This is a genomic window from Tunturiibacter gelidiferens, assembly GCF_014201335.1.
GTDB classification, from domain to species: domain Bacteria; phylum Acidobacteriota; class Terriglobia; order Terriglobales; family Acidobacteriaceae; genus Edaphobacter; species Edaphobacter lichenicola_E.
Genome location: NZ_JACHEB010000006.1, coordinates 173,170 through 184,337 on the forward strand (window position 1 = coordinate 173,170; position 11,168 = coordinate 184,337).

Here is an 11,168-nt window from a genome sequence, read left to right on the forward strand (position 1 = left end):
ACGCGAATCAGTCAAAAGTAGGAGTGGTCAGCTCGAGGAGGAGCTGCCGCGCCTGCGCGGGCACAGGTCAGGACAACAATCGATGAAGCGCCACAGCTCTAACGCCGAACCCTCCGACTGTGGAGTTTGAAATGGCCGGACGCTGCGTCGTCGAAGGCGAGGCCTCCGGCATCCCGAGAGCCCTCTCTCGCGAGCTGTTGATGGTAATGCGCGAAGGAAGGCGTTCTATAACTCTGTGCTGCATCAAAATGCGGAGCAAATCGATCTTCAGATTAACTACGAGCTGGAAGCTAGAGCCCTTCCTTGAGCTTCGACAAACCCGCTCGGGAAACCTGAACATCATCTTCGAACTCCATGATTGGAGCGTGTCACCTTCAAAGTAAGCAACCACCGCAACGCCGCCGATCTTCAACTCGCCGGCTTGTGCTCGCATCGCCAGAAGTGCCGCATCTGCGACGGTATCAAAACGGTTCACGTACGCTGTCGGAACGGACTCTGCCATGTGCTGTGGTTGTCCCACTCCTTTCGTTCCGACAAGCGAAATTACTGCCAGAAATAGGACTTCTGAATGCTTCACCCTGCCTCCTTCATATGAGTCGCGTTCCTACCAATCCGTAGAAGCCGTCGGCGGTTTGCCCGTGAAAGACGAGCAGCACGGCGTCCGCGTTGTATGAAATTCCATGAACTCAATCCGCGTGCCATCCGGGTCGTTCAAGTCAAGCTGTAGTTTCCCATCGACGCCAAGCACCTGCGGATTCTTCCCGGCTTGCGCTTTCCAGCCACGCTCTTCCAACTGACGTTGCAGCGTAGCCACGCTGTCGACTCCAGGTGCTATATGATCTGCACTGGCCAGCGCAGCGCGCGAAGGGTTTATCGGCAGATAGAGCATGTACTCGATCCAATCACTCCCATCAGGCACCTGCATCATCACCCAGTCGATATCACCCTCTTTCGCTCCGCCCTGCCAGTAAAGATGAAATCCCAATAGATCTTTGTAGAAGTGGTCGAGTGCAACGCGATCCTTCACGACATATCCTGCATGCATGATATGAGTGCTCAGGCGGTGTCCCAGCGCAGCGGGTGAAGGAGATGTAGGCGACTTCTTGCCCTCCTCTGTGAACTCAACCGGATTGCCCTCTGGGTCGTGAACGAGAAAGCTGCGGCTTCCATCCGGCTCTGTCTTTACTGAATCCGGAACAGGCAGGCCCTTGGCTGCAAGAAACCTCCGGAGTCCGTCAGCGTCGTTTGTAGCAAAGCCCACAAGGTCCAGCCGATGATCCTGTCCCGCAACGGGTGGTGAAAGAAGCTCTACATATTGCGCGTGGTTTGGATAAAAACGAGGGGCATTGTTCGTCTCGCCTGTGGGCACATACTTCCACCCGAGCAACTGTTCATAAAAGGTTACAGACTGTGCCATGTCATCCGCATAGAAGACAACATGAGAGATGCCCGTGATGGTGGGTCTCTGGGCAGTGAGCGGCGCTGTAGCCACAATCAGGAACATCGTCACTCTATAAAGAAAGTAATCTCCGAGGGCGCTTATCCAACGCAGAAAGCTGGACCTGCCAACGCGCTCGCAAGAGCAGCGTCTTGTGACAGCAATCATCGTATTCATCCTTTTTACATTAGTTACTGTGAGTATTCCTCGACATACATTCCCCATCGTTCCCTACGGTCGCAACGCATGTATAACAGAACGGGAGAACGGTACGCTCTCACGCTTACAACGCGAATCCGGCAAAAGTTGGAGTGCACCTCAATGCCATTGGACAACCGATCGTGATACCTAAGCGGGCACACCCTATGGGCCGGCGCCGATGGAGCATTGCATGGCTCCTGGCTGCTGGAGTTCTTGTCAATTACTTTGACCGGGTCAACCTCTCCGTCTCTCATCTTGCGTTGTACTCAACCTTCGGCATCTCCGATATTGCATTTGGCTATCTCTCAGGAGCCTATAACTGGACATACGCTCTCTGTCAGCTTCCAGTCGGCCTGCTTCTGGATCGACTCGGCGTCAAGCGAATCGGCCGCGTAAGTATCTTGCTCTGGAGTATGGCCTCCTTCGGGGCTGCACTTTCCCCCGGGGTCGGCAGCTTTTTCGGCGCTCGTCTTTTACTCGGTGTTGGGGAGGCTCCAACGTTTCCCGCAAATGCAAAGGCGATCGGCTATTGGTTCCCCCAATCTGAACGCGGCCTTGCAACGTCGCTCTTTGATGCCGCGGCCAAGTTCGCCTCTGCCATCGGGGTGCCCCTTCTCGGCCTTCTGCTTTTGCGTGTCGGATGGCGCTGGAGCTTCGCTATGACCGGAGTTCTAAGCCTTCTCTACTTCGCTGTCTTCTGGAGGTTCTATCGCGATCCCAATGAAGATCCGGATCTGAGCCTTGAAGAACGAACCTACATCGCAGACGAATCGGAACAGCGCGCGGAAGCCGCGCCGCCATCCTCTCTGGGATACATGCTACGACAACGAAAAGTTCTCGGTCTGGCTCTTGGTCTCGGATCGTATAACTATGTCTTTTACCTCCTGCTTACCTGGCTGCCTAGTTATCTCTCTTCAACACTACACATCGATCTGCTGCATTCCTTTCTCTACACTGGAGTACCCTGGCTGATCGCAACAGGCACCGACCTCCTCGGAGGTTGGGGATCTGACGCACTCATTCAACGGGGATGGAATGCAAGCCGCGTCCGCAAGACAGTGCTCGTCTGTGGAACCGCGTTCGGGCTCGGGATTCTGGGTGCTTCGAACGCGCATACGCCGACACGGGCGCTCATTTGGATCAGCGTCTCAATCGGAGGCCTCGCCGCGGCAGCTCCGGTGGGGTGGTCGATACCCTCTATGATCGCTCCGCAGGGCAGCGTCGGAACTGTTGGAGGTATCGTAAATTTCTCCAATCAGATCTCCGGCATTGCCGCTCCAATCATCACCGGCTATCTCGTCGCGGCGACCCACAGTTACGTCTGGGCCTTCCGCATCTCCGCTATCTACGTGGTCATTGGGGTCTTGAGTTATATCTTCCTGCTGGGAGAGATCAGGCAGATCGCTCCTGAGATCATCAGGACTTAACGCGCGGGATATCTCTCCGTAAAGCCGGTGCTCGAATTGCGAACCTCAAAGCTCCCATCATGATCTGCACTCACTTCGAGAGAATGACCGTCCTCGCCAGGAGGGTTAGCAATATATCTTTCTGCAGTATTGAACTGGGGTCCACCTTCTTCCGAGAAGTGAAGCTCCCACAAACGTTCGAGTGCCGACGTATTCGTAATCGTTTCCAAAGTAGGGATTGAGCCACCCTTCTTCGCACCGTTATCCATGATGGCAACGCGAGGACGGATCGCATCGATCAGCGCCGGACTATTGCTCTGATACCAGCCATGATGGGAAACAACATCGATATCGATACGTCCAAGCTTATTGGTCGGGCACATCAGTTCCCTTTCTTTATCCCAGGTCAAATCGCCGAGATCGAGAACCTTCAACTTGCCGAAGGCAAGCAAAACTCCAAGCGATCGGCCATTCTCGGTATTATCGGCAGGACGAGTCTCGGAGCCTTTACAGAAGGAGTTCGCCTGACCTCCGCCCTTCACAGGTTCGGAAATCAGCTTGCCATCCGCGCTGACCACGATCACATCAAGCCCATGGATCGGTAACGTATCACCCGGCCGAGCCACAATATGGTGCGCTCCCGTAGCAGCCAAAACCCTCTGATACTCAGCGTAACCATGTTCCGTAACTCCATGATCGAGCTCCCGGTTCGGACCATGATCGATAAAAGTTCCGACAGGAATCTGTGCTACAAGTTGCGGAACGCCGCCAACATGATCGTCGTGATAATGCGTGATGAGCAGGTAGTCGATTTTTTTGAGTCCCGCCTCCTTCGCCGCGGCGACAATCCTATTCGCATCTCGTCTATCGTTACCCGGCCAGCCTGCATCGATGAGCAGCGACTCCCCAGACGGCGAAACAAACAACGTAGCTTGACCGCCCTCTACATCGACAAAGAAGATTCGTAGCTTACCGTTTGTGGTGGCATGTGGAGCGTCTTGCGCCTGCACTCGCGTGGACGCTGTTCCAGAAAAAAAACCTACGGTTATTGAAACCACTGCTCCTTGTAGCAGACACCTGACCCTTCGAATCATCTAGCTCTCCTTAATGCCGGCATCGTTCGCAGAAGGTTTGTTGATCGTGGCGCGCATGGCCCCGGTGGAGATCCCTCCGTCGATAAGAAGCGTCTGTCCTGTCACATAGCGGCTCGCCTCGGACGCGAGAAAAACAACTGCGCCGTCAAGGTCGTGCGGCTCTCCCGGCCGCTTCAGCGGAATTCGGTCGACGAGATATTCAACCCACTCCTTGTTCTCGTACATCACGCGGTTTTGCGCAGTCTCAAACCACCCAGGAGCAAGGCAGTTCACCGTAATCCCATACCTTCCCCAATCATCCGCCAAGCTCATCGTGAGCTGTCGGATGCCGCCGCGGCTCGCGCCATAGGGTGCAAGTCCCGCATAACCGAAGACGCTTGTGACCGATCCGATATTGATGATGCGACCGTACTGTTCCGCCTGCATCCGCTTTGCAATCTGCTGAGAGACGAAAAAACTGCCGCGCAAATTTGTATCCAGTATCAGATTCCAGTCATCCCAGGTCACCTCGAAGGCTGGCTTCCTAACATTGCATCCCGCATTATTCACGAGGATATGAATCTTCCCATAAGCAGCGAACGCGGCCTCCGCCATCTGCTCGATGCTGCTCTGATCCCTCACATCCAACGCCAGTGGAACAGCACGCCTGCCCATCGCTTCAATCTCACCGACAAAAGGTATCAGATCCTCTCTTCGTCGGCTCGTAAGAATCAAATCAGCGCCTGCTCCGGCAAGAGCCCGCGACAGATACTGGCCCAACCCACGGCTCGCGCCAGTTACTAATGCCACCTGTCCCGTCAGATCAAATAACTTCGAGCTCACTGTGTCACCTGCGCGTTCTTCTCGTCTTTTCGCATGCGAGGATCAAGCACAATCTTCATCAGGTTCGGCTCACGCGCGTGCAGGCGTGAGAACCACGACGATCCTTCCTCGAGTGGGGCAACCGCCGTAATCAACGGCTTCACCTTGATGACGCCGTTTGCGATCAGCCGGATAGCCTCTGGATACTCACCCGCCGATGCGCAAGATCCCTGCAACCGTATCTGCCTTGACACAATCTTCTGCAGCGGCAACGCTACCTGCGGAGAGATGTTCCCTACCAGCGTCACCGTGCCGCCCTTTCGCATACAGTCGATTGCCGTTCGAATGGTCTCTTCGCGCCCCACCGCTTCCAGCGCAACATCCACACCACGGCCCTTGGTGACACGAGCAATCTCGGCGATCAGCACTGCCCCGGACATACAGAATGTTGCATCGGCCCCCAGCTCCTTCGCGAGGCGTAGTCGCGTCTCATCGACGTCTGAAACGAAGACTCGCGCTGCCCCCGCGGCCCTGGCTGCTTGCAGTAACAGCAGCCCAATCATCCCCGCGCCAATCACCAGAACCTCTTCATCGCCCTTCATCGCCGACACCGCAACTCCATGCAGAGCGACAGACACCGCCTCCAGCATCGCCGCCTCCACGAACGAAAAATTTTCCGGCAACTTGTAAATAATTCGGGCAGGCACCACAAGATACTCTGCAAACGCGCCCGCGCGGCGATAGTCTCCGCATGACACCCCCATCACCTCCCGGTGATCGCACAGATTGACCTCGCCCTTCTGGCAAAAACTGCACTCTCCGCAATAAACCGTGGAATCGAACGTTACACGATCCCCGACCGACAACCCGCTCACCTGCGAGCCAACGCCAGCCACAACACCAGCCGCCTCATGTCCCATCACGATGGGAGGAATCCGTCTGCCGCTGGAGCCATCGTAACCGTGCACATCGCTGCCGCAGATACCGCATGCCGCAACCTCTACCAACACTTCATCCGCCCCCGGTACCGGGCGTTCCATTTCGGTCACCTGAAGATCGTTATATTCAGAGAGAAGTAGTGCTTTCATCAGGCAATCTCCGCTATGCAAAATAGCCACCGCTTGTATTCTGGCGCTCCCTTGCAGCCACCATCATAGAGAAGCAAGGCTGAAGCAGCAAAACGAAGTATCTACTCGGCGTTTCATGCAATCGTTGATTCTTTTTTTCGCCGCACTCCATCCTTCGGAGGATGCGTCAATTCCATCGCAGATATCCAATGTCGCAGAGGTTATCGATTGCTAAGCCCAAGGCAGATCATCGCACCAATATTCGTCACTCTGCTTGCTCCCATCCTCTTCGCCCAGTCGATAGCTGTCGGCCCGATCACGGTTGACGCGACCTCTCCCTATCTCGACCCGGCGCCATCGTCATTTCAACCCGGATCTGCTCGGAGTCCTGACGGACACACCATCGGCTTGAATCAGCGCTATCTCACCCTCGACGGGAACCCCTGGCTTCCCGTGATGGGCGAATTCCATTTCTCCAGACTTCCAGCCGACGAATGGGAAGATCAGATTCTCAAAATGCAGGCTGCGGGTGTCAACATCATCGCGACTTACGTTATATGGATTCATCACGAAGAGATCGAAGGCAAGTTCAACTGGACTGGCGACCGCGATCTTCGTCGCTTCGCGCAACTCTGCGCCAAACATCATATGTATCTCTACGTCCGAGTCGGGCCATGGGCACATGGCGAGGCGCGCAACGGGGGCTTTCCAGACTGGCTGATCGCCAAGGGACCGACACGCGTCAACGATCCGACCTACCTCAATTATGTGACTGGTTTTTATAGGGCTATCGGGGAGCAACTCCACGACCTTCTCTGGAAAGACGGTGGCCCTGTCATCGGCATCCAGCTTGAAAATGAATACGCCAATCGCACCGCGAACGGTGGAGAAGCGCACATACTCAAGCTCAAACAACTCGCTATCGCCAGCGGACTCGATGTGCCACTCTACAGCGTGACTGGCTGGGATAACGCGACCATCCCCTCCGGCGCGGTCCTGCCTGTTTTCGGCGGATATCCCGATGCGCCTTGGGACGCGTCGCCCGGAACTCTCCCCGCCAGCGAAGTCTATACTTTCCGTTTTGGCAGTCGCGTTGCAGGCAACATGGGCATGATCGGCGGTAGCGCAACAGCCCACACCACCTCAACCGACACTCCCTTCATCACCGCCGAGATGGGGGCAGGAATCGAAGACACGTACCATCGACGTCCCGTCATCTCGGCCAATGACGTAGCCGCCATGTTTCCTGTCATGCTTGGCTCCGGTGTCGATCTCTACGGCACCTACATGTTTCAAGGTGGCGAAAATCCCGACGGCGAATTTTCTACCCTTCAGGAGTCGCAGGCAACCGGCTACCCCACCGATGTCCCCATCAAATCCTACGACTTTCAAGCTCCCCTCGGTGAATTCGGCGAGGAACGCGAGTCCCTTCGCAAACTTAAACTCGTGAATTATTTCCTCAACGACTTCGGCGATCAACTCGCTCCCATGATTCCGCATCCACCCTCCAAACTCCCGAAGACACCTGCCGATCTGTCCGTGCCACGCTTGTCCGTACGTTCCAGCGGAGAACGCGGCTTCGTCTTCGTCAACAATTACGTTCGCGGCGCCGTCATGCCCTCACGTCCTTCCTTTCAACTGAAGATCTCTCTCCCGAACAGCACGCTGCTTCTTCCCGACCAGCCCGTGGATCTTCCCACCGGCTTGTACTTCGTCTGGCCCTTCAATCTTCAATTGGGCAACGCTCATCTGCGCTACAGCACGGCCCAACTTTTCACACGACTCGCCAACCCCACAGGCTCTACGTTTGTCTTCTTTTGTCTCTCAGGCATCCGCTGCGAACTCTCCTTCGTAGACCAACCTGGCATGACCATTTACGGAACCCACGGTCGCATCCTGCGAGCTAATGGCATCATCACGGCCACAGATCTGCCCCCTGCCCTCGACACCACACTCTCCCTGAGGTTCGAGGGCAGATCCCCCGCTCAAATCCTCATCCTCTCTCAGCAACACGCGGAGGACGCCTGGAAGGTACGCCTCAAAGGCGAAGAACATCTCCTCATAACCCAACAACAGTTCTTCGCCAGTGACTCGCAGGTCACGCTTCAGTCCGACGAAGACCCCGCCTTCCAATTCACTGTGATCCCCGCCAGTCACGCGTGGCCCTTTCCCGCCAGCAGAACCAGAGTTCAGCAACAATCCAACGGCACGACTACCGTATCTGCCCATCTACCGGTTGCTCACCCAACTCTGGCACTCACCCCGATCAAGCAGGCTGGAACGGCGGCCCCGGTAAAGATCGGCCCTCCACCATCGTGGCGGCCACAAGGAGTCCCACAAGCCCCAGCTGAAGACACCTTCGCCGCGACTGCCGCAGCATGGAAACTCTCACTCTCCAACGCCTCGCTCAGCAATCTCGGCAATCTTTATTTGCGTGTCGATTACACTGGTGACATCGCTCGTTTGAGTAACGACCACCATCTGCTCGTCGACAACTTCTTCAACGGAGACCCCTGGAAGATCGGCTTGAAACGGTTTGTGAATCGAAATCAGACCGGCGATCTGCTCCTTCAGATACTCCCACTTCGAGGAGACAGCCCCATCTTCCTCGAAGACCGCATTCGCAAGACAATCCCGGCCACCGGTCAGACTGAGCAACTACGCTCCGTTCAGCTCATCCCGCAATATAAACTCACGCTACCGACAACCCATGACTGATCTGCGTGCTGCAACCACCCAATCCCCGCAACGTTGGTCACTCCCGAACTCACTCTTTCCCTCCGTTGGCCGCCGTCTCACCCTTGGCCTCGGTCTTATCGGCATCGGAAAACCGTGGGGCCATGCCAACGACTCAGTTCCTGATGAAGCCAGCGTCCGACAGCTTCTTGAAACCGCATTCTCTTTGGGCATTCGTTACTTCGACACAGCTCCCTCCTACGGCGTCAGCGAGCAGCGCTTCTCCGGCTTCCTCCGCAGTCTCACGCCGATTCAACGAGCCTCTCTCACCATCGCCACCAAATTCGGGGAGCACTGGGATGCAGCCCGCCAGCAGCCGTTCGTGGATCACCGCTACGACGCCCTCTTCCGCAGCCTCGACGACAGCCTCGAGCGCCTCGGGAAGATCGACATCCTTCAATTGCACAAGACAACCGCCGCCGCCCTTCGCAGCTCCGATCTGCACCGTGTCTTCCGGCATGCGGAGTCGCTTGGAATTCGTAACCTGGGTGCCAGTGTCAGCGATCTCGAATCCACAGCGATCGCCCTCGATCTGCAGAACCTCTCCGTCCTGCAACTGCCACTGAATCCCTCGTCGCTTCAGTTCCATGAAGTTGTCAGACAAGCCACCGACGCAGGCATTCTGGTCGTTACGAACCGCCCCTTTGCCATGGGCAGCCTCCTATACGCCGAACAGCCCATCACCAAGCACGCCGCATTCAACTTCCTCAACCGCGCAACCTTCGACGGGGTCGTGCTCACAGGCACAAAATCCGCGGAGCACCTGCATGAGAACTGGACGGCCTTCCACCAGGCTGTACTCTGTGAGCCGACGTCGTAGAGATCGTTTTAAAAATGAACCAGCCCACGCTGCAACGCCGACACCACAGCCTGCGTCCGGTCCTCCGCGTTCAATCTCATCAGGATCGTGCTGACATGGCTCTTTACAGTCGCCTCGGTAATACCTAGAAGCTCTCCAATTCCCTTGTTGCTCTTGCCTGCTACCAGCAGCTCGAGAACCTGCCGTTCGCGATGGCTCAGATCGGAGTCCGGCATGCGTGAGGCGAGGGCCCGCTTGATCGGAGGCGGCAGAAATCGTCCGCCTGCATGCACGCGTTCGAGCGCCTGCAGCAGCAAATCGTACGGCATGCCTTTGATGATGTACCCCTGCGTCCCCGCTTCAAGCGCCTGATGAATATCCTCGTCGCCCTCGTAGGTCGTTAGCACAACGAACCGCGCCTGCGGATGCCGCTGCCGGATGGTGCGTATCGCCTCCACACCGCTCATCTGCGGCAGGCGAAGATCCATCAGAGTAACGTCAGGTCGATGCTGCTCATAAAGTTCAACTGCCTCTTCGCCCGTGCTTGCCTGAGCAACCGTCATCATCGTGGCCTGCCCATCGATAATCGCAGCGACCCCAACCCGCATCAGAGGATGGTCGTCGACAATAAGCACTCGAATCTTTCGCATCTCTGACATCCGTGTACTCCAGTCGTTGAAAATTTTACGCCTGCAGAATACAAAGCGATACTCTCTCGCCCGACGTCGACTTGTCGTCTTCCCGCCCGTTACGTGTGCCTCAACAACTTCTCTGTCGCCATCCAATCAAGAAATAACTCCGGCCAATCCGCCACCGGCTTTGGATTGTTGCTACGTATACCGAAGCCATGGCCTGTACCGGCATATATATGCAGCTCCGTTGGCACCTTCAGTCGCGCCAGGGCGAGGTAATACTCCGCCAGCCCCTGCGAAATCCTGGCCTGGTCCATCGCTCCGCATGCAAGGAACGCCTTCGGGGTGTCAGCCGTTAGTCGGCTGTCATGTGGCAATCCCGGATAGATCAACGCCTGAAAATCGGGTCGCGAACTCACGTGATCCACTGCATCCGCTGCGTCCTGCTTTCCAGAGTCGGAGCGGGTACTGGCCAGGGCCGCCAATTCTCCTCCCGCTGAGAAACCGATTACCCCAATACGAGCCTTATCCACACCCCATTCCTCGCTCCTGCTTCGCACCGTGCGAATCGCCCGCTGAACGTCTCCGAGTTCAGTTCCCTCGACCGTATAAGTCGAACCCTTCTCCCGAGCCAGTCGGTACTTCAGCACAAACGCGGCGACGCCATGGCTACTGAGATACTCCGCAACCGCATACCCCTCATGATCGATCCACAACTCGCTATGCCCTCCGCCGGGAATCACAACCACCCCCGCACCAGTCGCCTTATCCGCACCAGGCAAATAAACCGTGATCGACGGTTGATCCACATGTGTGATGACGTGATCACCTTCCGGGGCCACGCGCATCGTCTCAGGCGTCGAGCCCTGCGAGTCCGGCGCGCTGTTTGCCCATAGTTGTACTGTCAGATGTCCGTTCGCACTCTGCCCCAGGGCGGTCATCGCAATCAGCCCTAACGCCATTCCTCCTACTCGAAAGAACCTCTTCATCCTCA

At 56.4% G+C, this 11,168-nt stretch carries 10 protein-coding genes; 3 read left to right on the forward strand and 7 right to left on the reverse strand.

The features are described from left to right. Positions 1 to 67 precede the first annotated feature (67 nt). Positions 68 to 577 (reverse strand): hypothetical protein, encoded by a 510-nt coding sequence (locus HDF14_RS14010; RefSeq protein WP_183977727.1) that lies wholly within the window; start codon positions 575 to 577, stop codon positions 68 to 70. A gap of 27 nt (positions 578 to 604) precedes the next feature. After that, complete coding sequence (locus HDF14_RS14015) at positions 605 to 1,606, reverse strand: VOC family protein (RefSeq protein ID WP_183977729.1); 1,002 nt, start codon at positions 1,604 to 1,606, stop codon at positions 605 to 607. A gap of 197 nt (positions 1,607 to 1,803) precedes the next feature. Between HDF14_RS14015 and HDF14_RS14020 the strand changes: the two genes are divergently transcribed. Beyond that, positions 1,804 to 3,066, forward strand: a complete 1,263-nt coding sequence (locus HDF14_RS14020) for an MFS transporter (protein WP_183977731.1) — start codon at positions 1,804 to 1,806, stop codon at positions 3,064 to 3,066. Here the strand turns inward: HDF14_RS14020 and HDF14_RS14025 are convergent. From HDF14_RS14025 to HDF14_RS14035, 3 genes are read right to left on the reverse strand one after another with little or no spacing between them, the layout of a single operon-like run. Beyond that, a complete protein-coding gene (locus HDF14_RS14025; RefSeq protein ID WP_313899579.1) occupies positions 3,063 to 4,103 on the reverse strand; it encodes a ComEC/Rec2 family competence protein in 1,041 nt (346 codons plus the stop codon). The genes HDF14_RS14020 and HDF14_RS14025 overlap by 4 nt on opposite strands. A 36-nt stretch (positions 4,104 to 4,139) precedes the next feature. Continuing rightward, a complete protein-coding gene (locus tag HDF14_RS14030; protein WP_183977735.1) occupies positions 4,140 to 4,961 on the reverse strand; it encodes an SDR family NAD(P)-dependent oxidoreductase in 822 nt (273 codons plus the stop codon). Beyond that, positions 4,958 to 6,028: a galactitol-1-phosphate 5-dehydrogenase gene (locus HDF14_RS14035; RefSeq protein ID WP_183977737.1), complete on the reverse strand. Its 1,071-nt coding sequence runs from the start codon at positions 6,026 to 6,028 to the stop codon at positions 4,958 to 4,960. Before HDF14_RS14035 ends, HDF14_RS14030 begins: the two co-directional genes overlap by 4 nt. A 207-nt stretch (positions 6,029 to 6,235) precedes the next feature. Here HDF14_RS14035 and HDF14_RS14040 point away from each other — a divergent pair, with 207 nt between their 5' ends. Beyond that, positions 6,236 to 8,725 carry a beta-galactosidase gene (locus tag HDF14_RS14040; RefSeq protein WP_183977739.1) on the forward strand — a complete coding sequence of 830 codons (2,490 nt, stop codon included), beginning with the start codon at positions 6,236 to 6,238 and terminating at the stop codon, positions 8,723 to 8,725. Continuing rightward, the gene (locus HDF14_RS14045; protein ID WP_183977741.1) at positions 8,718 to 9,563 is read left to right on the forward strand and encodes an aldo/keto reductase; all 846 of its coding nucleotides are present in this window, start codon (positions 8,718 to 8,720) and stop codon (positions 9,561 to 9,563) included. Before HDF14_RS14040 ends, HDF14_RS14045 begins: the two co-directional genes overlap by 8 nt. An 8-nt stretch (positions 9,564 to 9,571) precedes the next feature. Here HDF14_RS14045 and HDF14_RS14050 read toward each other — a convergent pair whose 3' ends face one another. Further along, complete coding sequence (locus HDF14_RS14050) at positions 9,572 to 10,192, reverse strand: response regulator (protein ID WP_260698276.1); 621 nt, start codon at positions 10,190 to 10,192, stop codon at positions 9,572 to 9,574. A 98-nt stretch (positions 10,193 to 10,290) separates the two neighbouring features. Next, positions 10,291 to 11,163, reverse strand: coding sequence for an alpha/beta hydrolase (locus tag HDF14_RS14055; RefSeq protein ID WP_260698277.1), 873 nt, complete (start codon positions 11,161 to 11,163; stop codon positions 10,291 to 10,293). Positions 11,164 to 11,168: the final 5 nt, after the last annotated feature.